This window comes from Kitasatospora sp. NPDC056138, from assembly GCF_042264695.1.
Lineage (GTDB): Bacteria > Actinomycetota > Actinomycetes > Streptomycetales > Streptomycetaceae > Kitasatospora.
In genome coordinates, this window is record NZ_JBHJVK010000007.1 from 26,456 (window position 1) to 49,521 (window position 23,066).

General features: G+C 72.6%; 24 protein-coding genes. 16 read left to right on the forward strand and 8 right to left on the reverse strand.

Annotation, left to right across the window (positions count from 1 at the left end; all coding sequences use genetic code 11):
* The first annotated feature begins 5 nt into the window (after positions 1 to 5).
* The 3 genes from ACFC1R_RS07080 (at position 6) to ACFC1R_RS07090 (ending at position 2,571) form a co-directional block, all read left to right on the forward strand.
* On the forward strand, positions 6 to 659 hold the full coding sequence (locus ACFC1R_RS07080) for a response regulator (protein ID WP_375934023.1): 654 nt from the start codon (positions 6 to 8) through the stop codon (positions 657 to 659).
* Positions 660 to 1,019: 360 nt separating this feature from the next.
* On the forward strand, positions 1,020 to 1,670 hold the full coding sequence (locus tag ACFC1R_RS07085; protein ID WP_375934027.1) for an IclR family transcriptional regulator: 651 nt from the start codon (positions 1,020 to 1,022) through the stop codon (positions 1,668 to 1,670).
* Between the two features lie 94 nt (positions 1,671 to 1,764).
* A complete protein-coding gene (locus ACFC1R_RS07090) occupies positions 1,765 to 2,571 on the forward strand; it encodes a S16 family serine protease (protein WP_375934030.1) in 807 nt (268 codons plus the stop codon).
* An 83-nt stretch (positions 2,572 to 2,654) separates the two neighbouring features.
* On the opposite strand, the gene ACFC1R_RS07095 is transcribed toward ACFC1R_RS07090, so the two are convergent.
* Entirely contained in the window at positions 2,655 to 3,137 is a 483-nt protein-coding gene (locus tag ACFC1R_RS07095; protein ID WP_045302766.1) for an Lrp/AsnC family transcriptional regulator, read from the reverse strand.
* Positions 3,138 to 3,324: 187 nt separating this feature from the next.
* Between ACFC1R_RS07095 and ACFC1R_RS07100 the strand changes: the two genes are divergently transcribed.
* Entirely contained in the window at positions 3,325 to 3,849 is a 525-nt protein-coding gene (locus ACFC1R_RS07100; protein ID WP_375934033.1) for a VOC family protein, read from the forward strand.
* On the opposite strand, the gene ACFC1R_RS07105 is transcribed toward ACFC1R_RS07100, so the two are convergent.
* Positions 3,846 to 4,400: a hypothetical protein gene (locus tag ACFC1R_RS07105; RefSeq protein WP_375934036.1), complete on the reverse strand. Its 555-nt coding sequence runs from the start codon at positions 4,398 to 4,400 to the stop codon at positions 3,846 to 3,848. The genes ACFC1R_RS07100 and ACFC1R_RS07105 overlap by 4 nt on opposite strands.
* A 146-nt stretch (positions 4,401 to 4,546) precedes the next feature.
* Here ACFC1R_RS07105 and ACFC1R_RS07110 point away from each other — a divergent pair, with 146 nt between their 5' ends.
* The 4 genes from ACFC1R_RS07110 to ACFC1R_RS07125 all read left to right on the forward strand — a co-directional run bounded on the left by ACFC1R_RS07110 (position 4,547) and on the right by ACFC1R_RS07125 (position 10,038).
* Positions 4,547 to 5,242 (forward strand): response regulator transcription factor, encoded by a 696-nt coding sequence (locus tag ACFC1R_RS07110; RefSeq protein WP_082119538.1) that lies wholly within the window; start codon positions 4,547 to 4,549, stop codon positions 5,240 to 5,242.
* Positions 5,243 to 5,313: 71 nt separating this feature from the next.
* A complete protein-coding gene (locus ACFC1R_RS07115) occupies positions 5,314 to 6,729 on the forward strand; it encodes a sensor histidine kinase (RefSeq protein WP_375934392.1) in 1,416 nt (471 codons plus the stop codon).
* Positions 6,730 to 6,935: 206 nt separating this feature from the next.
* Entirely contained in the window at positions 6,936 to 8,489 is a 1,554-nt protein-coding gene (locus tag ACFC1R_RS07120) for a cellulose binding domain-containing protein (RefSeq protein WP_375934040.1), read from the forward strand.
* A 142-nt stretch (positions 8,490 to 8,631) separates the two neighbouring features.
* Positions 8,632 to 10,038 carry a glycosyltransferase 87 family protein gene (locus tag ACFC1R_RS07125; protein WP_375934043.1) on the forward strand — a complete coding sequence of 469 codons (1,407 nt, stop codon included), beginning with the start codon at positions 8,632 to 8,634 and terminating at the stop codon, positions 10,036 to 10,038.
* 270 nt (positions 10,039 to 10,308) lie between these two features.
* On the opposite strand, the gene ACFC1R_RS07130 is transcribed toward ACFC1R_RS07125, so the two are convergent.
* A complete protein-coding gene (locus ACFC1R_RS07130; RefSeq protein WP_375934046.1) occupies positions 10,309 to 10,725 on the reverse strand; it encodes an SsgA family sporulation/cell division regulator in 417 nt (138 codons plus the stop codon).
* Between the two features lie 338 nt (positions 10,726 to 11,063).
* Here ACFC1R_RS07130 and ACFC1R_RS07135 point away from each other — a divergent pair, with 338 nt between their 5' ends.
* On the forward strand, positions 11,064 to 12,479 hold the full coding sequence (locus ACFC1R_RS07135; protein WP_375934049.1) for an RDD family protein: 1,416 nt from the start codon (positions 11,064 to 11,066) through the stop codon (positions 12,477 to 12,479).
* An 83-nt stretch (positions 12,480 to 12,562) separates the two neighbouring features.
* Positions 12,563 to 13,294 carry an RDD family protein gene (locus tag ACFC1R_RS07140; protein WP_375934052.1) on the forward strand — a complete coding sequence of 244 codons (732 nt, stop codon included), beginning with the start codon at positions 12,563 to 12,565 and terminating at the stop codon, positions 13,292 to 13,294.
* 95 nt (positions 13,295 to 13,389) lie between these two features.
* Here the strand turns inward: ACFC1R_RS07140 and ACFC1R_RS07145 are convergent, their stop codons facing one another.
* The 4 genes from ACFC1R_RS07145 to ACFC1R_RS07160 all read right to left on the reverse strand — a co-directional run bounded on the left by ACFC1R_RS07145 (position 13,390) and on the right by ACFC1R_RS07160 (position 16,486).
* Positions 13,390 to 13,662 (reverse strand): hypothetical protein, encoded by a 273-nt coding sequence (locus tag ACFC1R_RS07145; protein WP_375934055.1) that lies wholly within the window; start codon positions 13,660 to 13,662, stop codon positions 13,390 to 13,392.
* A gap of 183 nt (positions 13,663 to 13,845) precedes the next feature.
* Positions 13,846 to 14,328, reverse strand: a complete 483-nt coding sequence (locus ACFC1R_RS07150) for a hypothetical protein (RefSeq protein WP_375934058.1) — start codon at positions 14,326 to 14,328, stop codon at positions 13,846 to 13,848.
* Positions 14,329 to 14,450: 122 nt separating this feature from the next.
* On the reverse strand, positions 14,451 to 16,166 hold the full coding sequence (locus ACFC1R_RS07155) for an alpha/beta hydrolase (RefSeq protein WP_375934061.1): 1,716 nt from the start codon (positions 16,164 to 16,166) through the stop codon (positions 14,451 to 14,453).
* Entirely contained in the window at positions 16,166 to 16,486 is a 321-nt protein-coding gene (locus ACFC1R_RS07160) for a hypothetical protein (RefSeq protein WP_375934064.1), read from the reverse strand. Before ACFC1R_RS07160 ends, ACFC1R_RS07155 begins: the two co-directional genes overlap by 1 nt.
* Before the next feature lie 243 nt (positions 16,487 to 16,729).
* On the opposite strand from ACFC1R_RS07160, the gene ACFC1R_RS07165 reads away from it, so the two are divergent.
* The 5 genes from ACFC1R_RS07165 to ACFC1R_RS07185 all read left to right on the forward strand — a co-directional run bounded on the left by ACFC1R_RS07165 (position 16,730) and on the right by ACFC1R_RS07185 (position 21,476).
* The gene (locus ACFC1R_RS07165; protein WP_375934067.1) at positions 16,730 to 17,437 is read left to right on the forward strand and encodes an endonuclease V; all 708 of its coding nucleotides are present in this window, start codon (positions 16,730 to 16,732) and stop codon (positions 17,435 to 17,437) included.
* Positions 17,438 to 17,763: 326 nt separating this feature from the next.
* The gene (locus ACFC1R_RS07170) at positions 17,764 to 18,198 is read left to right on the forward strand and encodes a hypothetical protein (protein WP_375934070.1); all 435 of its coding nucleotides are present in this window, start codon (positions 17,764 to 17,766) and stop codon (positions 18,196 to 18,198) included.
* A 73-nt stretch (positions 18,199 to 18,271) separates the two neighbouring features.
* Positions 18,272 to 19,642 carry a WXG100 family type VII secretion target gene (locus ACFC1R_RS07175; protein ID WP_375934073.1) on the forward strand — a complete coding sequence of 457 codons (1,371 nt, stop codon included), beginning with the start codon at positions 18,272 to 18,274 and terminating at the stop codon, positions 19,640 to 19,642.
* Positions 19,643 to 19,731: 89 nt separating this feature from the next.
* Entirely contained in the window at positions 19,732 to 21,147 is a 1,416-nt protein-coding gene (gene mycP / locus ACFC1R_RS07180; protein WP_375934076.1) for a type VII secretion-associated serine protease mycosin, read from the forward strand.
* Positions 21,148 to 21,233: 86 nt separating this feature from the next.
* Complete coding sequence (locus ACFC1R_RS07185; protein ID WP_375934079.1) at positions 21,234 to 21,476, forward strand: hypothetical protein; 243 nt, start codon at positions 21,234 to 21,236, stop codon at positions 21,474 to 21,476.
* A 25-nt stretch (positions 21,477 to 21,501) separates the two neighbouring features.
* On the opposite strand, the gene ACFC1R_RS07190 is transcribed toward ACFC1R_RS07185, so the two are convergent.
* The gene (locus tag ACFC1R_RS07190) at positions 21,502 to 22,065 is read right to left on the reverse strand and encodes a GNAT family N-acetyltransferase (RefSeq protein WP_375934082.1); all 564 of its coding nucleotides are present in this window, start codon (positions 22,063 to 22,065) and stop codon (positions 21,502 to 21,504) included.
* A 72-nt stretch (positions 22,066 to 22,137) separates the two neighbouring features.
* On the opposite strand from ACFC1R_RS07190, the gene ACFC1R_RS07195 reads away from it, so the two are divergent.
* Positions 22,138 to 23,064 carry a DUF402 domain-containing protein gene (locus tag ACFC1R_RS07195; protein ID WP_375934085.1) on the forward strand — a complete coding sequence of 309 codons (927 nt, stop codon included), beginning with the start codon at positions 22,138 to 22,140 and terminating at the stop codon, positions 23,062 to 23,064.
* Positions 23,065 to 23,066: the final 2 nt, after the last annotated feature.

Genomic DNA, 23,066 nt, shown 5'->3' on the forward strand with positions numbered 1-23,066 from the left:
AACTGGTGGGCGGAGAGGTCGTCCGCGTGCTGGTGGTCGACGACCACCCGGCGCTGCGGCTCGGGGTCCGGGTGATGCTGGAGGACCAGCCCGACCTGCGGGTGGTCGGCGAGGCCGACTGCGTGGACCAGGCACTGCGGCTACTGGCGGACTCGCCGGCCGAGGACGCCCCCGACGTGGTGCTGCTCGACCTCAACCTCGGGGCCGGACCGCTCCAGGGCGTGGAACTGATCACGCGGCTCGCCGGGCAGCCGGGCGCGCCGGTGGTCCTGGTCTTCAGTGCGTACGGCGCCGCCCAGGAGGTCTTCGCCGCCCTGGACGCCGGCGCGATGGGTTTCCTCGGCAAGGACGTCGGCGCCGAGGCCCTGGTCTCCGCGGTCCGGGCGGCGGCGCGCGGCGAGTCGGTCCTGGGCCCGGTGGCGGTCGACCGGCTGCTGCGGCGGATGCGCGGCGGCATCCCCGCGCTCTCCCGGCGGGAGGCCGAGGTGCTGCGCCTCCTGGTGGACGGGCTCTCCAACCGGCAGATCTCGGCCCGGCTGTTCATCAGCGAGGCGACCGCGAAGAGCCATCTCACCAACATCTACGCCAAGTTGGGCGTCGAGAGCCGGGGGGCCGCGGTGGCCCTGGCGCTGCGGGAGGGGCTGCTGCGAGTCGGCTGACAGTTCCTGGGAGTGTCCGGAGATCGGAGACATATCGAACTGGCAATCGACGGTGCGGTAGGGAAATGCCGGGCTTTGCCCCGTATCGGAGCACGGGACCCCCGGAAACCTTCCCGGATTTTGGACAAACCCTTCCCCGGCAGGTCCTCCTTCACTACGGTCTGCCCAACGCCCGCTCGACGGTCCACCCACCCGAGGCGCGCACCGCACGGTCGTGCGCTCGTCGATGACGCCGACGCACCGCTCAGGCGCGGACACCCATTCCTGCGCACAACACCTCCACCCTCGTTCCCGGCGCCCCGCCCGGTGCTCCGTCCTACCCGGAGACCGTCGGCCACCGCCGCAGAAAGGAATGTGCGCGTGACCGCCGAGACGTCCCAGACACTGGACCGCGGGGTACGGGTCCTCAAACTCCTGGCCGACTCCGAACGCGGCCTGACCGTCACCGAGCTGGCCGCCCGGCTCGCGGTCAACCGGACGGTGGTCTACCGGCTGCTGGCCACCCTGGAGCAGCACGGCCTGGTCCGCCGGGACATCGGCGGCCGGGCCAGAGTCGGCCTCGGCGTGCTCAGGCTCGCCCACCGGGTCCATCCGCTGCTGCGCGAGGCCGCGCTGCCCGCGCTGCGCAGCCTGGCCGAGGACCTCGGCGCCACCGCCCACCTCACCCTGGTGGACGGGAACGAGGCGCTGGCGGTGGCCGTGGTCGAACCCAGCTGGACGGACTTCCACGTCGCCTACCGGACCGGGCTGCGCCACCCGCTGACCGAGGGTGCGGCCGGCCGGGCGATCCTGGAGGCCCGGACCTTCCCCGGCCAGCGCCGCCCCGACCAGGGCTTCGTCGTCACCCGGGCGGACGAGCAGTCCGGCGCGAGCGGCGCGGCGGCCGCCCTGCTCGGACTGAGCGGGATCGAGGGCAGTGTGGGGGTGGTGATGCTCAACGGGCTGGTACCCGAACGGGTCGGCCCCCGCGTGGTCGAGGCGGCGACCGAGGTCGCGGACGCCCTGCGCTAGGCGGCGCCCCCGGGACGGTGCGCTCCCCGTCCAGGGGCAGCGGCGGGCGCACGGCAGGGTACGCGTCCGGGACCGGGTGTGTTTGGATGCCGGTGTGCCCGATGTGAAGCTGCCCGCAGCCCTGACCGCCCCGAAGACCCGCGCCCTCGCCCTCTGCGGCGTGCTGGTCGGTGCGCTGCTGGGGACGGCGGCCTTCGTCCCGCTGCCGTTCACCCGGACCACGCCCGGCACCACGGCGGACGTCCTCGGCGGCTACCAGGGCAGTCCGGTGCTGACCGTCACCGGCGCGCCGACCCGGACGACCGACGGCCAGCTGCGGATGGTCACCATCTCGGCGACCAGCCCCGGCGAGCGGATCAGCCTCCGGACGGCGCTCGGCTCCTGGCTGAACCAGGACGAGGCGGTGCTGCCGTCCGAGGCGGTCTACCCGCAGAAGAACCCGGCCAAGGCCGAGCAGGTGACCCAGCAGCAGATGTCGCAGTCCCAGGACAGCGCGACCGTCGCGGCGCTGAACTACCTGCACCTGTCCCCGGAGAAGGTCAAGGTCCGGGTGGACCTCGGTGACATCGGCGGACCGAGCGCAGGTCAGCTGCTCGCGCTCGGGATCATCGACAAGCTGGCCGGTGACGGCAAGGGCGGCGACCTGTCCGGCGGCAAGGTGATCGCGGGCACCGGCACCATCGACGACCAGGGCAACGTCGGCGCGGTCGGCGGTGTGCCGCTGAAGACGCAGGCCGCCGCCCGGGACGGCGCCACGGTCTTCCTGGTGCCGACGGCCGAGTGCTCGGACGCCAAGGTGAACACCCCGGCCGGCCTGCGGCTGGTCCCGGTCAAGACGCTGTCCGACGCGGTGGCCGCGCTGAACGCGCTGAACACCGGCGGTGAGGTCCCCAGCTGCTGAGCCCGGGGCCGAAGGGGGGCGCCTGCCCCCGGGCGGCCTGCTCGATCGCCGAACCCGGCAACACCGTGGTGGTGCGGGGCCGCCTACTCCCGGGCGGCCTGCTCGACCAGCGGCAGGATCCGGTACGGCACGGGGTTCTCCAGCGCGATCGCCGTCGACGCCCGGACGATCCCCTCGAAGCCCACCACCCGGTCGATCACCCGCTGCAGATCACCGTTGGAGCGTGCCACGATCCGGACCAGCATGTCCCCCTGCCCGGTGATGGTGTGCAGCTCCAGTACCTCGGGCACCGAGGCCAGGTGCGCCCGTACGTCGACTCCCTGGCCCTGTGAGATCTCCAGCGTGGCGAAGGCCGTCACCGGGTACCCCAGCGCGGCCGGGTCCACCTGCGGCCCGAAACCGCCGATCACCCCGCGTGCCTGCAGGCGGTCGAGCCGCGCCTGGACGGTCCCCCTGGCCACCTGGAGACGGCGTGAGCACTCCAGCACCCCGATTCTCGGCTCCTCGCTGAGTAGTCTGATCAGCTTTCCGTCGAGCGCGTCGATGGCGTCGTTGAGGGAGTGCACGGCGGGCTCCGTCCGGTGGGCAATCTGTCCAGCTGGAACTGCCATTTTCCGGCGCCGCCGCGCAGCTTGCCCAGGATGAATCGGAACAGTTGCGTATCGGTGTGATGGGGGCCACGCTCCCTGCACAGCCCGTGGCGCGGGCCCCCACGTCGCGCCACGGGACCGGGACCGGGACCGGGAGGCGCTCTTGACCGACATCTTCGTCCCGGCCCGGCGCACCGACGCCGTCGTGCTCGCCGTCGGTGACGCCCGCAGGACGGCCCACTACTACTGCGTCGCGCTGGCCATGCGGTGCACCGCCTACTCGGGGCCCGAGACCGGAAACCCGGAGACCGCCTCCTACGTCCTGCAGTCCGGCGGCGCGCGCTTCGTCGTCACCTCCGCAGTCCAGCCGATCACCGACCACGGCCAGCGCATCGCCGACCACGTCGCCGCGCACGGCGACACCATCCTCGACCTGTTCATCGAGGTGCCCGACGCCTACGCGGTCTACGACTACGCGGTGGACCGCGGCGCCACCCCGGTCACCGAGCCGTACGAACTCAGCGACCGCTACGGCACGGTGGTGCTCGCCGCGATCGGGACCGACGGGCCCGCCCGGCACATCCTGGTCGAACGCACCGGCTACGCGGGCCTCTTCCTGCCCGGCTACGTCCCGCCGCCCGCGGACGTGCTGCCGCCACGGGGTGCGCCCGCCGCCGGGAACCCCTAACGCACCACCGTCTGGACGTCCGGCGGATGGCCGTTCCAGGTGACGAAGACCGAGTTGACCTTGCCGCCCCGGGTGAAGTCCACCCGCAGCCAGCCCTCCTGACGCCAGACCTGCATCTGCCAACCCGGTTCCGGCGCCGCCGAGACCAGTTCGGCCCGGTCCGGCTCCATCCCCAGGGCCACCCGCCCGCCCGGGACGAGGTAGCTGCGCACCGTGGAGTCCGCCGACGGCCTGCTGCCCGTGTCCGAGCCCGTGCTCGCGCCCGGAGACGGCGACCGGGGCGCGGGCGACGCGGTCGGTGCCGGCGATCCGGACGACGGGTCGGCGGGACGGGCCGAGGCGGCCGAGGCGGCCGTCCCGACGGTGGCAGGCTCCGCCGACGGAGCCGACGGGGCGTCAGGAGCCCGTCCGCCGGGCGACGGCAGCGGTACCGCTCGCGGCTGCTCGAAGGCGGCGTCCGCCAGGACGGCGTGCACACCGAGCCAGGACAGCGCCACCGCCGCCGAGGTGGCCGCCACCCAGGCGGCGAGTTGTACCAGTCCGTTCCGCATCGCGGCACATCCTGCCGCATCCCGGGCCCCGTCGGCCCGGCGCCCCTGACGGGCGGGCCGCGAAAGGCGACGGAGAACCTGCCAAAGGCCGTACCCCGCCCCTGAGGTACAGACCACGTGACCCGAATGGCGTACCGTGCAGCCCCATGGCAACAGTGCTCGTGGTCGAGGACGACCCCTTCGTACGCTCCGCCCTCATCCGACACCTGGCCGATTCGGGTCACGCCGTCCGCAGCGTCGGCACCGCGCTGGAGGCACTCCGCGAGGTCGCCCAGGTCGGCTGCGACCTGGTGATCCTCGACCTCGGCCTGCCGGACCTGGACGGCGGCGAGGCCCTGAAGATGATCCGGGGACTCACCAACGTCCCGGTGATCATCTCCACCGCCCGCGACGACGAGGCCGAGATCGTCCGGCTGCTCAACGACGGCGCCGACGACTACCTCGTCAAGCCGTTCTCCGTCGAGCATCTGACGGCCCGGATGACCGCCGTGCTGCGCAGGTTCGGCGGCGGCAGCGCACCGGTGGCGCAGGTCCTGCGGGTCGGCGGGCTGGCCGTCGACGCCCAGCGCCGCGAGGCCGTGCTGGACGGGCGGCCGCTGGACCTCACCCGCCGCGAGTTCGACCTGCTCGCCTTCCTCGCCGCCCGGCCCGGCGTGGTGGTCCCGCGCAAGGAGATCCTGGCCGAGGTCTGGCGCCAGACGTACGGCGGCGACCAGACCATCGACGTCCACCTCTCCTGGCTGCGCCGCAAGCTCGGTGAGACCGCGTCCAAACCGCGCTACCTGCACACCGTGCGCGGCGTGGGCGTCCGACTGGAGGCGCCGTCAGGGGACCCCACATGACCCGCAGGCCGGACGCACGGGGGCGGTCCGTACGGGGCGGGGCCGGCCGGGAGCCGCGCAGCGGGCACTCGCTGCGCTGGGCGCTGATCAAGGCCGCCGTCGCCGGCACCACCATGGTCGCCCTCGCCTTCCTGATCCCGCTCGGCCTGATGGTCCAGCAGACCGCCAGGGACCGGGCCTTCACCTCAGCCGAACGCCAGGCCGCCGCGCTCGCCCCCGCCCTGGCCATCACCACCGACCAGGACGCCATCGCCCGCGCCCTGGCCAGCACCGACGCCGGAGCCCGCGACCGGGTGGCGGTCCACCTGCCCACCACGAGCGGTACGGACGTCGTGGTCGGCACCGCACGGGCCGACCGGCTCTCCGTCTCCACCGCCGCCGGCCGGGCCGACCCCGCCGCCCGGACCTCCGGCAGCACCCCGGCCCGGTCCTTCACCGTGCCCGCCCCCGGCGGCTTCGCGCTGCTCCAGGCCGTCGCGGTGGAGGGCGGCCGGGTCGCGGTGGTCGAGGTGTACGTCGCCGACGGCGACCTCACCCGGGGCGTCGGCACCGCCTGGCTGGTGCTCTCGCTGGTCGCCCTCGGCCTGGTCGCGATCTCCGTCCTGGTCGCCGACCGGATGGGGGCCAGGATCGTCGGCTCCGCCCGGCGGCTGGCCGCCGCGGCCCGTTCCCTCGGCGGTGGAAACCTCGCGGTCCGCGTCCCGGTCGAGGGACGGCAGGTCGAGGGCGCACCCGAGGAGCTCCGTGAGGCCGCCCACGCCTTCAACGCCATGGCCGACCGGGTGGTCCACCTGCTCGCCGCCGAACGCGAACTCGCCGCCGACCTCTCCCACCGGCTGCGCACCCCGCTCACCGTGCTCCGCCTCAACACCGCCGGACTCGGCGAGGGCGACGCCGCCGACGCCACCCGGCACGCGGTGGCCCAACTGGAGCGCGAGGTCGACCAGATCATCCGCTCGGCGCGGCGCACACCCGACGACGTGCCGGCGGTCGGGGTCGGCTGCGACGCCGCCGAGGTGATCCGCGAACGGGTCGGCTTCTGGTCAGCGCTGGCCGAGGACGAGGGCCGGCGCTGGCAGCTGGCCGGAGCGGAGGGAGCGGCGCCGGTACCCGTCCAGCGCACCGATCTCGCCGCCGCCGTGGACGCGCTGCTCGGCAACGTCTTCCGGCACACCTCGGTCGGCACCGCCTTCTCGGTGGACGTCCTGGCGACCGGGAAGGCGGTCATCGTCCTGGTCGGGGACGCCGGACCGGGCTTCGCCGACCCCGTCGCCGCCCTCCGCCGGGGCGAGGGGCAGGGCGGTGAGGGCTCCACCGGCCTCGGACTCGACATCGTCCGCAAACTCGCCGAGGGGACCGGCGGCGACCTGGCCCTCGGCCGCTCGGCCGTGCTCGGCGGCGCCGAACTCCGCCTCCGCCTGCAGACCCACCCGGACGGCAGTCCGTCCCGCCCGGCGCGCCGCCGCCCCGCCCGCAGGCGCGCCTGACACCGTCCGGGTGGTCACCGCACCCTCCGGGGCGGCCGCCCCGGACGACCGGGCGGCCCGTCGGCGCGGACTTCCTTAAGAGCGCCCTAACAGAGGTGTTCGCCTGGCTGAGGTGGGCCGATCGGGGGAGGGGACGCCGTTAGCGTCGGCGGGGTCGGGGCCGGGGAGCTCCGGTCGATCGGTCGTTTTGCGGAGGTGCACGGGCTATGACGTCCCAGCGGAGCCGGCGTTCGGGAAGCCATCGGAGGAGCCGGAAGGGCACGGTTGTCGGGGCGTCCGCGCTCGCCGCCGCCCTCGTCGCGGGCGGTGTGCTGGCGCTCGCCTCCTCCGCGAGCGCGGCCTCGGTCGGCGCCGCGTACAGCCGGAGCAGCACCTGGGAGAGCGGCTACACCGGCCAGTACCTGGTGACCAACCCCGGCGGCAAGGCGATCGACGACTGGACGCTCAGCTTCGACCTGCCGTCCGGCGCGCGGATCGACTCGCTCTGGAACGCCGCCTTCACGGCCGCCGGGCAGCACATCACCGTCAAGCCGCAGGCCTGGAACAAGCGGATCGACCCCGGGAAGACGGTCGAGGTGGGCTTCGTGGTCCAGGGCTCCGGCGCCGCCCAGGCCGAGCCGGGCAACTGCCTGATCAACAACACCTCCTGCACGGCGGGCACCGGACCGACCCCCGTGCCCTCCGGCCGCCCGACCTCGCCCCCTCCGACCCCGAGCGCCACCGCGCCCACCACCTCGGCCAAGCCGACCCCGACCCCGAGCGGCACACCCACCTCGATGCCCACCTCGACACCGGCACCGACCTCGACGCCGACTTCGACGCCGACGGGCGCACCGGTCGGTGCCGCGCGCTTCGCCCCGTACGTGGACACCTCGCTCTACCCGCCCTACGACCTGGTCGCCACCGCGAAGGCGGGCGGGGTGAAGAACTTCAACCTCGCCTTCGTCGTCTCCGGCGGCGGCTGCACCCCCAAGTGGGGCGGCGTCAGCGACCTGTCGGCCGACGCCGTGGCAGCACAGATCGGCGCGCTGCGCGGGATCGGCGGCGACGTCCGGGTCTCCTTCGGCGGTGCCAACGGCAGCGAGCTCGCCACCGCCTGCTCCTCGACAGCCGACCTGACCGCCGCGTACCAGAAGGCCGTGGACGCGTACGGCCTCACCAAGCTGGACTTCGACATCGAGGGCGGCGCGCTCGCCGACACCGCAGCCAACACCCGCCGCGCCCAGGCCATCGCGCAGCTCCAGCAGAGGGCCGCCGCCAAGGGCCGTCCGCTGGACGTCTCCTTCACCCTGCCCGCGCTGCCCAGCGGCCTGACCCAGGACGGCGTCAACCTGGTCGCCGGCGCCAAGGGCAACGGCGTCTCGATCGGCGCCGTCAACATCATGGCGATGGACTTCGGCGACGGTGCGGCCCCCAACCCGAACGGCCGAATGGGCAGCTACGCGATCGCCGCCGCCACCGCCACCCAGGCACAGGTCAAGAGCGTGCTCGGCCTCGGCGACACCGCCGCCTGGGCGAAGGTCGCGGTCACTCCGATGATCGGCGTCAACGACGTCGCCACCGAGGTCTTCACGGTCGCCGACGCCAGGCAGCTCGCCGACTTCGCCGCGGGCAAGCAGCTGGCCTGGCTCTCGATGTGGTCCGGCACCCGGGACAAGGAGTGCGCGGGCGGCGCGAAGTCGTACGCCGACGCGAGCTGCAGCAGCATCGCCCAGCAGCCGCTGGACTTCACCCGGGCCCTCGGCGCCCACACCGGCTGACCCCGTTCCGCCATCCGTCCTCAACCTGTCCGCCGATCGTCCGCCGATCGTGCGGGAGCCGGGGGTGCCGCCGCGAGCCGGAGGCACCCCCGACTCCGTCAGGTAATGTCGCTAGCTGGTCGACCGGTGGACGGAGCGGAACGTGGCAGTGGTGCAGGAGCAGCAGCAGGCGCCCCGGCGGCAGCCCGGCCGGGACGGCTCCGCCCCGGCGGAGCCGCCGCGCGCCCGCACGGTCCGCGACGCCCTCGCCGCCCCCGTCCGCGCGCTGCGCGAGGCTCCGCGCCGACCGCTGGCCAAGGCGACCGGTGTGGCCCTGTTCTCGCTGCTCGCCTACGCGACCGTCCGGCACTTCGTCGGCACCTCGATGGTGGACATGATCGTCTACCGCGCGGAGGGCTCCGCCGTCGCCCACGGGCGGGACCTGTACGCGCTCCGGGTCACCCAGTGGAACCTGCCCGCGACCTACCCGCCGTTCGCCGCGATGCTCTTCGTGCCGACCGCCTACCTCGGCGTCGGCCTGCTGCGGGTCGCGGTCACCGGCGGCAACCTGACCCTGCTCGCGCTGCTCGCCCACCTCTCCTTCAAGCTGGCCGGCTGGCCGCGCCGCGAGCTGCGACCGGTCGGGATCGTCCTGGTCACCGGCCTCGGGGTCTGGCTGGAGCCGGTCTTCACCAACCTGCGCTACGGCCAGATCAACCTGGCCCTCGCCTGCCTGATCCTCTGGGACCTCACCCGCCCGGACGGCCGCCGCAGCAAGGGTGTCGCCATCGGCATCGCCGCCGGCATCAAGCTCACCCCCGGCCTGTTCGCGGTCTACCTGCTGATCACCGGCCGGATCCGGGCCGCCGTCGTGGCCGGCCTCACCTTCCTCGGCACCTTCGCGATCGGCGCGCTCGTCCTGCCCGACGCCACGTACGGGTTCTGGACCAAGTACCTCTACGACTCCTCCCGGGTCGGCAAGACCGAGATCGTCGACAACCAGTCGATCCGCGGCGCCGTCGCCCGACTGATGCACACCGCGGACCCCGGTAGCACCGCCACCCTGGTCGGCGGCCTGGTCGGCCTCACCGGGCTGGCCATCGCCGCCTGGGCGTACCGCAGCCAGCGCTGGCTGCCCCGTTCCGAGGCCTGGGGCGTGTGCACGGCCGCCGTCACGGCGGTCCTCGTCTCGCCGATCAGCTGGACCCACCACTGGGTGTGGTGCGTCCCGATGCTGGTGCTGCTCGCGGCCGAGGCGGCGCACGAGCGCTCCCGTCCGGTCGCGATCCGGCGCGCCCGCTGGCGGTGGATCTTCGGGGCGACGCTGTTCGGCTTCCTCTCCTTCGCGATGTGGGTCGTCCCGCACAAGGGCGACCGCGACCGCTTCATGCCGTACCTGCACCAGATCCCGGCCGACGTGTACCCGCTGCTCGGGCTCGGCTTCCTGGCGGTCTCCGCACTGCGGGTGCGGTCCCGCCGCCGGGCGGCCGGGGCGCCGCTGGTGCCGCTGCAGCGGACCGGCGGCGCGGCGGCTCGCCGCCCGGCCGGGGTGTCCGCAGACGGCAGGTAGTTCGCCGGCGGCCGGTTCGCCGCCGACTGGTTCCCCACCGGCGCGCGGGCCGCGCGGGCTACCCCGTACGGGTGCGTGGGGACCCGCGCTGTTGCCCGTGCGGTCGGTTCCTCGCGGTCGGTTCCTCGCGGTTGGTTTCACGTGCGGTTCCTCGTGCGGTTCCCCGTGCGGTTCCTCGTGCCCGAGGGTGTTTCCAGGAGCGCCCTGGGCGTCAGCGGGCCCCCGCGGCACGCTGAGGCCCCAGCAGGCGCCCACAGGGGTTGCGGCCGATCACGCGAGCAGCTCGGCGAGCGAGTTGTCAAGGTCGACCGTCGAGAGTTCGGCGCCCGGCGGCACCAGTCGGTGCGCCCGCTCCAGCCACGCCGCCACCGTCGGCAGCGGCGCCTCCAGCAGGGCGTCCCCCGCCGGGGAGGTCAGCGCCAGGCACAGCACGCTCCGCCGTTCCGACCTCGTCGGCCAGACCCGGACGTCCCCGTGCCCGCACGCCCTGAAGGTGCCCTCGACCAGCAGCTCACGGGCGAACACCCAGGTCACGGGCGTTCCGCTGTCCAGGTGGAAGGTGATGTGCACGGCGAACGGGTCGTCGCTGCTGTACGACAACCGGGCCGGGACGGGGATGCTGCGCTCCGGGGAGAGCACCAGGCTGAGTTCGAGTTCCTGCTCGACGACGGTGGTGGACCTGTCCATGACCGGCTTCCTCTCGTGTCCGCGGGGCCGTGTCCGAGCCCCTTCACCGGAAGAGAGCACGCCGGGTGGAAGGTCTTACACACTTTTCGCGGATGTTCCGGGATTTCCCAACTGCCCGCCGTCGCGGCGCGAAGGTACTACCCTTTGTGACTGCCTGACGACTGTCCGCCGCATGTTGCGGCGGCTCGTCCGAGCCCGCCCTGCGCTGCTGCGCTGATGCCCCAGCGGCACCCTCTGCTCCGCTGTGCTCCCGCCCGCAGTCTGCTTGCCCGTACCTCTCCTGCCCCGCAGTCCTCTGCTCCGCAGTCCCCCCGGCGCTGCAACGAAAGAAGAACCACATGACGGACCGGCCCTTCGTCGGCGGCGCGGACACCGCCGTCGACCCGACGCCGGGCTACTACCCCGACCCCTCCATTCCGGGTTTCGTCCGCTACTGGGGTGGGACGGCGTGGGTGCCCGGCACCAGCAGGCCCGCGCCCGGGGAGGGCGAGGTCCTGGAGCCTCCGCGCTTCGCCGCCCGCCAGGCCCCGCCGCCCGCCGCCCGCTACGTACCGCCGCCCTCCGTTCAGTCGTCCGTTCCGCCGTCCGCTCCGGAACCCGACCTGGTGGCGGGCCCGACGCCCGCCCCTGCGCCCGGCCCGATGCCCTCCACTGCGCCCGGCCCGGCTGCCGCTCCCGCCACCGAAGCCGCGATCGGCGAGACCGGACCGCTCTTCTTCGACCAGACCTCCGGCGGGGCCTCCTTCGTGCTGGCCCCGGAGGCGGAGCTGGAACTGGAGCTGCGGAGGCGCTCGGCGGCCGAAGCCGCGGTGCCGGCTCCTGCGCCCGATCCTGCTTCGGTTCCTGTCTCCGCGCCGGCTCCCGTAGTTGCCCCGGCGCCCCTGTCCGGCCCGGCAGCTGCCCCCGAGCCGGCGAGGCGGCCCACGTCCAAGCCGCAGCCCGCGCCCGAGTCCGAGGTGGTGCCGGCTCGCGCGGCGGCGGAGCCGGCGGACGCACTGCACCGGGTGTCCTGGGGTTCCCTTCCCGCACGGCCGAACCCCTCCGGGGCTCCCGCTCCCGCCCCGGCTGCGGCCACCGCGGCAGCGGCAGCGGCAGCGACATCGGTGTCGGAGCCGACGACGGCACCGGAAGCCGTTCCGGCCCGGAAGTCACAGCCGGTGTCCCCGACGCCGCGCGGGGCCGCCGTCCGCAAGCCGACTGCCCGCGCGGCGCGTCCATCACGTCCGTCCCGCCCGGTGCGGCCGGCGGCCCTGGGGCGCCGGCTGGCCGCCCGGCTCTTCGACAGCATGGTGATCGCGATGATCGCGGTGGGTGCGGGGGTCCCCTTGGTCTCCTCGGCCGTCACCCACATGCAGGACACGCTGGACCACGCCAAACTCGTCGCCCGGCTGACGCACCACGAGGTGGACGTCTGGCTGCTGGACGCGGTGGTGGTCGGCAAGGCAGGGGTGCTGCTCGGTGTGCTGGTGCTGGCGGGTGTGCTGTACGAGGTGCTCCCGACCGCCCGCACCGGCCAGACCCTGGGCAAGCGGCTGATGGGGATCAAGGTGGTCCGGGTGGCCGCTCCGGCCCGGGGCGGCCGCCCGGCCGGCGGACCGGCCGGGCCACCCGCGTTCGGGCGGTCGCTGCTCCGATGGATCGTCAGGCAGATCTCCGTCTTCTCGGTGGTCGGGCTGCTGTCGCCGCTCTTCGACCCGGCTGCGCGGCGCGGCTGGCAGGACCGGGCCGCCCGGACCAGGGTGGTGCGCTCCTGAGAGGCGGTCACCGTAGGGGCTGGTATCCCAAAACGGCCTAAATGTCCCAACATCGTAGTAATGGCGGTGTTCTACTCGGAGTCATGAGCACCCACGACCCCGCAGGCCCAGAGCCGGAGGGGGGCGGCAAGCCCTCCTTCGACAAGCAGCAGCCCCCGGCGGAGGGCACGCCGGGCGCCCCGTCCGACCCGTACGGCACTCCTCCGCCGGAGCCCGGCGCGGGCACCCCCGGCGCGGACCCGTACGGTGCCCCGCCCCGGCCGTCGGGCAGCCCGTACGACACCCCGGGCAGCTACGGCGCGCAGTACGGGGCGCCGCCGCCGAGCTACGGCCAGCCGCACTCGCCGGGCCAGGGCCCGGGCACCGCGCCGGGCCCCGGGCCGGTGCCCGGGATGCCGCCGTTGGGCAGCTGGCCCAACCGGATCGCCGCCAAGCTGATCGACTACATCGGGATCCAGATCATCGCCGCGCTGGTCGTGCTGCCGTTCGCGAACCTGAGCGAGCAGGACGGCTACGTCGGCGCGACCTGGCTCGGGTACGCGATGTACCTGGTCTACGAGGGCATCATGCTGAGCCGCGACGGCCAGACCGTCGGCAAGAAGCTGATGAAGGTACGGGTCGCGATGCTCATCGACGGGAGCAGCCCGACCGGCGCGGCCGCGTGGACCCGGGCGGCGGTCTTCGTCGTGCCCGCGCTGGTCTGCTGCGGGTTGCTCTGGTGGCCCATCAACGGCCTGTTCGGGGTGTTCGACAAGCCCTACCGGCAGTGCATCCACGACAAGGCGGCCAAGACGGTCGTCGTCTCGACCGCCTGACCCCGTGCGACTGCCCGACCCGGTGCGACCGCTTGCCCCGTGCGGCCGTCCAGGACGGTCCGGCACGGGTCCGGGGGCCGGGGCCGCCGGGGTCGTCAGCGCTGGCGGGCGTACTCCGGCGCGGTGGGCTGTGCGGCCGGCAGTGGTTCGGACCGGCGCCGGTCGGGGGCCTCGCGGGTGGCCGACCGACGGCGCCGGTCGGCCGCCATCAGCAGCGCCGTCGCGAGTACGCCGAGCGCCACGGCGAGGGCGACCAGCGCCGTGACCGCCGGCACCGCCGTCGCCCCCGACACGGCGAGCAGCGCCACGGTGGTGAGGACGACGATCAGGGTGCCGGTGCAGAACTGGGCAGGTGTTGGGCGCGGCATGGCGGTCAGTCCTTCGCGCGAGGTTCGGCTTCCGAGGGTCGTGCAGAAGGTCTACCCCGGACCTCGGCCCGGTAAGTAGAGCCTAATTCGGCATATGCGGGGCACGCAGGGGCGCATGGGCTCACGTCAGGTCCGACCCGTGCTGCCCGAGGTGACGGAGGGTCCGGCCGTGCGGAAGCGGGGTCAGCGGGACCAGTACGGGTCCGTCACGGAGGCGCAGCTCCGGCCGTCGTCGCCGGCCGGCCCGAACGGGTGGGTCTCGATCCCGTCCGCCCCGCCGGTGTCCTCGACATCGGCCACCGAGGTCTCCAGCCTGACGCACCCGGTGCTGGCGTCCATCCACCACAGCCGCGCCGTGCGGCCGGAGGCCCGTGCGACGACCTCGTGCTCCCGGCGCTCGACCGGGTAGCCGTGTTCGGTCCAGACCCGGGCCACCTGGTCGAGCAGGACGGCGTGGCGGGCGGCCGAGACCCGGGTCCTGATCCAGCGGGTGCCCTGGAGCTCGGCCCGGCCGGTCCTGCGGCACCCCTGGGTGCCGCAGAGGCCCGAGAGGCCGGGAAAGCTGATGTACGCCGTATCGCTCCACTGGACCGCGGGCTGTACGGCGGCCGAGGTGTCGCCGAAGAGGCTCTCCAGCCGGCCGTGGGCGGCGTCGAGTCTCACCACGGGCGGCGGGTCGGGTGAACAGCCACCGCAGAACGGGAAGGCGCCGCAGAGCAGGAGCGCCAGGGCCGCGACCGCCGGGGCCCGGGTGCGCCCCGGCCGATCCCCGGCGCTCCGGCGGACCGTCACCGGCCGGCCTCACGGGTGATCTGGTCGGGGTGGCCGCCGACGATCCTGCCGATGTTGGCCAGCGAATCGCCGCCCTTGCCGTTCTTGCCGAAGTAGTTGTCGTGGGAGTCGGTCGGTGTGCCGTCGTCGACCTTGAACCGGCGGGCGCCGAACCCCGCTCCGGCCGGGTCCTGGCCGAACCACAGGCCGCGCGGGTCGACCCGGTGCCCGGCCCCGGCGCCGACCGGTCCGAGCACGCCCGCGCCCAGACCGGTGGCGACCGCGTCCGCCTTCGAGGGCAGGCGGCTCACCGGGTCCGCCATCGCCGACCCGACGTAGACGTGGTCGGCGCCGACGCTCAGCTGCGAGGCGTGGTCGGCACCGACGCCGGGACTGCCGACCAGGACCACGTCGTCGGCCGCGATGCCGCCGGGGCGCTGCGCCGCCTGGCCGACCAGGAGGGAGCCGTAACTGTGCCCGACCGCCGTGACGTGGGCCGGAGCCCCCTGGTGGGTGCTGCGCAGACCGGACAGGAACCGGTCGTACGAGGCTGCTCCGTCCACCGCCCGGTCCTTGGTGAGGACGGAGGCACCGTCCAGCAGCGGTGCGTCGTAGCCGAGCCAGATCATCGAGGCGGTCGCGCTGGCCTCGCTGCCCGCGGCCTGGCGGATCCGCAGCGCGGTCGCGGTGTCGCCGCCGGCCGCACCGGCGAGCGTGCTGTTGAGGCCCGGGACGAGAGCGGAGACGTGCCGCGCGGTGTCGGGATCTCCCCAGCTGAGGACGGCACGCCCCTGGCCCTGCTCACCGAGACCGATCAGCAGCAGCGGTGGGTCGCTGCCCGGGCCGCCGCCGTCGGGGAGTTCGCCGGCCAGGCGCTTGCGGATGGCCTCGAAGCCGTCGAGCTTCTGCTGGTCCGCGGGGGAGAGCGGTTGCGGCTTGTGCCGGTACGCGTCGAGGAGCCGGGGCAGCACGATGCGGTTGGCCTGGTCGCGGACGGCGCTCGGGATGCCGTCGCGGTTGCCGAGCAGGTCGGGGTGGTCGGCGATCAGCTTCTGCTGCTCGGCCGGGGTGAGGCTCTGCCACCAGCTGTGCACCTGGTCGGCCGGGGCGTCGTCGGCGGGCCATCCGGCGCCGATGAGTTTCCGGCCGAGGCCGTTGATGCTGTCGAGCCGGGTGGCGGCCGCGTCCCGGTTGATGCCGAAGCCGGAGCGTGCGCCCTCCGCCAGCCGGTCCAGCAGCGAGGCGACCTGCCGGTCGGCGGCGTCGGCCTCGGCGAGGGCGCCGTCGATGCGGACCGCCAGCGCCCGCGCCCGGGCCTGCCGAGGGGCGCCGAGCGCGGCGTAGTCGGGGTCGTGCCGGTCGGCTTCGCCCGGCGGCGGGCAGTCGACCGCACCGTCGGCCCCGACCGGGAACCCGGCGCGGGTCGCCTCCTCGACGGCCTCCAGGAGTTTGGCCTGGGCCAGTTCGAAGGCCTCGGCGGCGTCGCGGAGCAGGATCCCCATCCCCTGCATCGCGGTGTGGGAGCCGTCGAGGCGGCCGTCGGTCCGCTCCAGCGCCCGGGTCGCCGCCTCGGCCGCCGACCCGGTCCAGTTGCCGCCGTGGACGATCCAGCGGACGCCGTCCCTGACGGCCTCGTGGTGGGCCGAGTTGGCCCGCCCGAGTGCGTCGTAGGCGTCGGCCGCCGCTCCGAGCCCGGCCGGCCGGGCGTCGTGCAGCGCGGCGAAGTCCACCATCAGCGTCCCCCGCCGTCGGCGCCCGCGTACGACATGCTGCTGTGCACCGAGCTGTCGGCAGCGGCGTAGTTGTCGGCCGTGGCGATCATGTTGGCGCCGTTGGCGTCGACTTCGGCGGCCAGCGCGCGCAGGCAGTCCGTCCAGGCCTGGGTGCAGCGGGTGAGTGCCTCCCGGGTGCGCCACCCGCGCAGCGCGGCGGCCGCCTCGTCGGACGGCCCCTGGATCCGGGCGATCTCGGTGGGCATGGCGGCCGCGACCTCCCGGCTCTGCCGGCCGACCTTCGCCAGGCCGTGCGGATCCACGCTGATGGAGTCGGTCATCGTTCCCCCTCCCTCCCGGCCTGTCCTCGGTCGGGCGGGCCGCAGTTGGGTCATTGGTCCACAACCTTACCCGCTGCTCATGATTGGCTACTTTGGGTGTCTGGTTCCGGGGTGGTTCCGGGGTGGTCCGGTCGGGGCACGGTGGTGTGACGGTGCTTCGGTACGGTGGGGGCCTGGCCGTGACCGTCGTATCTGCCGTATGTGTCGCGTCTGTCGTGTCTGTCGTGTCGGGGGAGCCGAGCCGTGCCCAACAGTGTTGATCTGCCTGCCGGGTGGCCCGGTACCGAGGCCGAGGCGCTTGCCGAGCAGGAACGCCTGCGAGGGTTGGTCGACGTCGGGCCCTGCGGGCCCGGGCTCGCCGATGTCTCGCTGGTGGCCGGCGTCGACGTCGCGTACGACGACGAGCGGGACGTGGTGGCTGCCGCCGCCGTCCTGCTCGACCGCACCGGTCTGGAGGTGGTGGAGCAGTCGACGGCGGTCGGGCGGATCAGCTTCCCGTACCTGCCGGGGCTGCTGGCCTTCCGCGAACTGCCCACCGTGCTGGCGGCCTTGGCGGGCCTCGGGCGGACCCCCGACCTGGTCGTCTGCGACGGGTACGGTCTCGCGCATCCGCGCCGCCTGGGTCTCGCCAGCCACCTCGGGGTCCTGAGCGGTCTGCGCACCATCGGCGTCGCCAAGACCCCGTTCACCTTCACCTACGAGCAGCCCGGGCCCGAACGCGGCGCATGGGCGCCGCTGCACGACGCCGGGAACGGCGAGGAGGTGGGCCGGGCGCTCCGTACCCGGCCCGGGGTGAAGCCGGTCTTCGTCTCGGTGGGCCACCGCATCGGCCTGGCCGAAGCCGTCGAACTGACCCTGGAGTTGACCCCGGCCTACCGCCTGCCGGAAACCACCCGGAAGGCTGACTCGCTGTGTCGGCAGGCGCTCGCCGCCGCCGTGGAGCGCTGTTGACGGACTCGCCGACGATTCGTTGGTGGCATTCCGTCAGCCCTGCTGGGGTATGGGGTGGACAGCGCCTCGACTGCCGGGGCCGGCCGGCGGCGCAGCTCTCGGTCCTCGGCTGCCCGGTGGCGTTCTGACGGTCTCCGGCATGTGTTAGACATGAGGGTCGGCGCCGCGGCATGGCGCGTGACGGACTGTCCGGCCGGTGCCGGTGATGGTGGTCCTGGCGGGCTACGGGAGTTGCTGAAGGTGCAGAAGGTGTACGGGGGAGGTGCGGGGTCGTGAGCACGGGGAGCGGTTCGAGCGGGGGCGCCGGGGCCGGTTACCGCGTAGAGGTGGACAGCCTGCGGGCCTTCGCCACGCAGGTGCGAGGGCTGCTGGGCGAGTTCCAGGCGAGCGCGGACGGTAACCGGACGCATGGGCAGAGCGGAGTGGGCGCTGGGGCGTTCGGCAACTTCGCGGAGGCACAGGCGCTGCATACCAAGTACGAGGAGATGCGCAATGGCCTGCGTGATGTGCTTAACCTCCTCCAGGATTGGATTGACGAGGCACAGCGGAAGGCCGACCTCACCGCCAGCAACTACGAGGAGCAGGAGCAGGAGACCGCCCACAGTCTCAGGGTGAGCGGTGACGGCTGGTCGGTTGACAGTGTCTCCACGAATGTCAGCCAGGCCGGGTACAGCTCCCGTTCGGCTGCTCCAGCCTCGGGCGGCTCGGCGGGTGTCTCCAAGGCTCCCGCGGGCACAGGTGAACCGCACCCGACGTGGTAGGCGGGTGCGTCGTTGAGGGGGGCGTGAGTGGCACAGCGATGGGGATCAGGACGGGGACGGGAGGCGTCCGAGTATGAGTGACGCGAACACGAACTTCAGCGGATACAGCCACGGCGAGTTGCGGCAGATGGTTCAGTCCATGGACTCTGGCGGGGTCATGGCCGCCAGTGATCCCTGGCGCAAGGCCGCTACTACCCTTAAGCAAATCCGTGCTGCTCTCAACACCGCCGCGGGTGATGCTACCGACTCCTGGGAGGGTGCCACCAGTAATGCCTTCTACAGCAAGATGACCACGCTGGCGAACAGCGTCAACAACGTTGCCGCCTACGCCAACGATGCTGCGGTACAGCTTCAGGGGATCTCCGAGGCCATCGACGAGGCTAAGCGTGATATGCCCGAGGAGCCTGACCTCCTGGACAAGGTCGGTGACTCCATCGGCGATGCTGCCAAGTCGCTGGTGGGTGAGAAGACTACGCCCATCGCAGATGAGCGGAAGGCGCAGGCTGTCGCCGTTATGGATACGCTGGCAGTCAAGTACCGGGCAAGTAGTGCAGCTTTGAAGCCGCCATCGGTAGGTAACTACGACAAAGACGTGCAGGAGATTCCACCGCCGGATTCCTCTGGCGCAGAGGCCATCAGTGGTCTGATTGTCGGGGCTGGCATGGGCCTTGCAAGTGCTGGCAGTAGCACCGAAACCGGGCATACAAGCAGTCGATCGCCGGCGTCCTGGTCCGGTCAAGCCGCGCCCTCTCCAAAGGCAGTTGCTGTCGCGCCAACCGATCCTGGCGTCTGGGGAGGCACGGCCAGCCCGGCTCCCCGCCCGCAAAATCCTGGAAGCGTGGGACCTGGTACCGGGATTGACGGCGGTGTGACTGTCCCCAAAACGGGAGGTGTCGGGAGCGGGCCGATCACTGCCGGAGGCGGTTCCGGAAGCACCGGTACCGGAGCTCTCCCGGGTACCGGAGGCTGCTCGGGTGCGGTTGGCGGCGGCGGCCTTGCCGGCGGCGCCAAGGGCGGCTCGGCCAGCAGCGGACTTGCATCGGGCCGAGGTGGCCTTGGTTCCGGTGGTAGTCGAGGTGCAGTCCGTGGAGGCGGTGCGTTCGGCGCCGGCGGCATGGGCGGTGCCGAAGGCGAAGCGGGCGGTGTCGGGGGCGGAAGCCGTTCGGGCCGGGGGCTGGGGCAGCGTCCTGGTGGTGTAGTGGGTGAGGCCGGATCCGGCGGGGCTGGGCGTCGCTCGTTTACCGAGGGCGGCTCGGGCATCGGTCGGAGCCGTGCGCAGGCTGGGCAGTCCGGCACCGGGGGCGGTGCGCATGGGGGAATGCCCGGTGCCGCTGGGAAGGGCGGCAAGAAGGAGAAGAAGGGTAAGGAGCGCCCCGACTACCTGGTGGAGGACGAGGAGACCTGGATGTCGGGGGAGAAGGCCAACCCGAACGTGGTGGAATGAGTCCCTGCCAGCAGGGCAGTCGGACCTGACCGGCCGTCCCGCAGATCGGTTCTGTGGGACGGCCGCTTCGATGAGTGGGGTGAAGTGGCTTGACGACCAGCCGACCGATGCGCGGTGTGGCCGCGCTTGCAGCAGGAACCCTTCTCTGGGGTCTAAGTGCTGCTCCTGCCAGTGCAGATAGTATTCGTGACGGACAGTGGGCAATTGTAAATTATGCCGCCGCAACCAAGGTCTGGCCCATCAGCCAGGGTGAGGGTGTAGTGGTCGCTGTCATCGACAGTGGAGTTGCGGACCACCAGGATCTGAGTGGACAAGTTCTCGAAGGTGCCGATTTCTCGGGGACCGACGGTGGCGCCCATAAGGATTCCATCGGACATGGAACCGGCATGTCCAGTCTCATTGCCGGGCACGGCCATGATGATAATGCAGGAATTATCGGCCTGGCTCCCAAGGCGAAAATTCTGCCAGTGCGCATTGCGATGACTGACACGGGCACTCTTGAGACTGTTGGCAATGATCATGGCGGTCTAGCCAAAGCTATTCGATACGCTGCCGATGGTGGAGCAAAGGTTATCAATCTCTCCATCGGAGGTGCGGCTGGCGCGAGTAAAGATGTCCGTGATGCCGTCAACTATGCCATCTCCAAGGATGTTGTCCTTGTTGCGGCCACCGGAAACCTGGGGAATCACGGTACTCCGGTTGAATATCCAGCGGCTTTCCCGGGGGTTGTTGCGGTAACTGCGATCGACAATCAAGGTAAATTTTGGCCGGATTCTGATAGTGGTCCAGAGGTCACCTTGGCTGCTCCTGGCGTCGATATCTATCGAGCGCTGGCCAAGTCAAGCACCAGCTACGGTAAAGCCTCGGGGACATCTGACTCCACCGCGTACGTCTCCGCCATCGCCGCGCTCGTCCGCTCGAAGTACCCGAATCTCTCGGCCGGCCAGGTGATCAATCGGATGATCAAGACTGCGGTCGCGCCGCCCGACGGTTCCAAGGTGCCCAACAACAGCTATGGGTACGGGATCGCGTCGCCCTCGAAGGCGTTGGCTCCCAACCCGGCGGTGGACAACGGGCCGAAGGAGAACCCGTTGCTCGGGCGAGCCGAGTCGCAGGGCGGGGATGACACGGCATCGACCGCAGCGCCCTCGGCCGGGGCGAGCAAGGGCGGCGGGCAGGAGCAGGCCGCTCCCGAGAAGAAGGACAGCGGCAGTGGCTCGACGGCTGTCTACGCGGCCATCGGGGTTGTCGCTCTGCTGGTGATCGGTGGTGTGGTGCTGCTCCTGGTGCGCCGTGGGCGCGGGTCTGGCGGGCCCGGGGGGCCGGGGGGACCTGGTGGGCCCGGGGGTTACGTGCCGCCTGGTGGGCAGCCGCCGTACGGGGCCGGGGGGCAGCAGTATCCGCAGTACCAGCAGGGGCCGCCGGCTGCGGGTGGTGGGCAGCCGCCGCAGTACTACCAGCCGCAGCCGCAGCCGCCGTCGGCCTCGGAGAACCCGTACCGCTGACACGCTCACGGATGGCGGAGCGTCCACGGATGTGAACGGCCCTTCGGATAGGGATGGCTCGTCCATCGCCTATCCGAAGGGCCGACATGTTCTCCACGACGTCGAGATTGAAGAAGTTCGCCGCCCGCGCGATGTGCTCTGCGGTGCTGCTGGCGGCACCGCTGCTGGCGGCGCAGCCGGCGGCTGCCGACGGGCCCAGGACGCCGCAGGAGGCCGCAGTCTGCAAGGGCCTGATGACCAACCTGTTCGGAGGGTCGGAGCGGTTGGGCCAGCAGAACATCGATGCGCTCTGCGCGGTTCAGCAGAGTGCTGGCAGCAGCGGCAGTTGACGGATTGCCGGATGGCGGGCCGCGCTCATTGAGCGGGTGCCCGCCATTCGCTGCGCAGGGCGGCCATACAGAGCACGTCGTAGCGGCGGCCCTCCCACATGTGGGCGTCGCGCAGGCGGCCCTCGAGGGCGAAGCCGGCCTTCTGGTAGGCCCTGATCGCACGTGAGTTGAAGGAGTAGACCTCCAGCTGGACGCGGTGCAGCCGGACCTGCTCGAAGGCGTAGCCGAGGAGCAGGCGGGCCGCCTCGGTGCCGTAGCCCCGGCCAGGGAGGCCGGGGCCGAGGGCGATCCGGAAGGCGGCGGACTCGCTGTCGTGGTCGATGTCGATCAGGGCGAGTTCGCCGAGGTAGTCGCCGGTGGTGCGGTCCTCGATGGCGAGGTCGAGCCGGTGGGGCTGGGTGGCGCGGTCGGCGCACCATGCGCGGACGAACTCCAGGGTGAACTCCCGGCGGGTGCCGGTGAGGCGGCGGTTCTCCGGGTCCAGGGTGGCCTGCCAGAAGGGTTCCGCGTGCTGGGGGCCCAGGGGTACCAGGCGTACTCGTTCGCCGATCACGGTGGGTTTGTCGTTCAGGGCGTGGTCGTTGATCACTCGGTAGTTCTACTCGGCGGGCCGTCGGCGGGCCAACCCGTCTTCCGGCGGTTGTCGGCGGAGCGTGGCACCATGCCGTTCATGTACTTCGACGCCGGTCGGATCGTGCGGTGGAACTTCTCCTTCGGCGGGCAGCTGCTCGCGGTGGTCCCGGTGCGGGTGGTGGCGCACGGGGCCGACGGCCTGTGGCTGTGGATGGCGGGCGGATCCCCGGTGTGGGAGGCGGAGTTGCCCGAGGGCCGGCACATCCGGGACATCGATCCGGCGGAGTGGGCGGCCGGTGGCTATCGGCTGGTGCCGGGGCGGTGGTACGAGAACGGGTCGCTGATCTTCGAGCCGAGCGGGGCCGGGTGCGCGGTGTGGTGGCACTTCGCTCCGGAGCCCGGGTCCGCCTTCCAGGGCTGGTACGTGAACCTGGAGCGCCGTACGCACCGGGGCGACGACATCGACGTCGCCGACCTCGAACTGGACCTCACCGTCGCGGCGGACGGCAGCTGGCAGTGGAAGGACGAGGAGTCCTTCGCGGCGAAGACCGGCCACCCCGCGTACTGGACGGTGGAGCAGGCCGCCGAGGCGCGGGCGGAGGGGGAGCGGGTGGCACGGTTGGCCGAGGCACGCCGGTTCCCGTTCGACGGGAGCCGGTGCGACTACCGGCCGTCGGCGGAGTGGGGCAGGCCGCCGCTGCCTCCCGCGCCGCTCATGCCTCCTGTCCCGCCCACGCCTCCCGCGCCGCTCACGCCTCCCGCGCCGCCCACGCCGTCCGTGCCTGATCAGGCCACGGCTCGGCCCGCTCGGCCCGCAGCCCGGCCCGTTCAGCCCGGAGTCCCGCCCACAGCCCGGCCCGTTCAGCCCGGAGTCCGGCCCGCAGTCCGGCTGGGGGAAGTGCCCGCACAGATCGGTGTCCCGGAGCCGGCGACGAGTGGGGACGGGCACGGCGCCGGACCGAACGGAGGGGAAGGCCCGGCGGAGGAAAAGGAGTTGTCGGTGTCCGGAGAATGAGG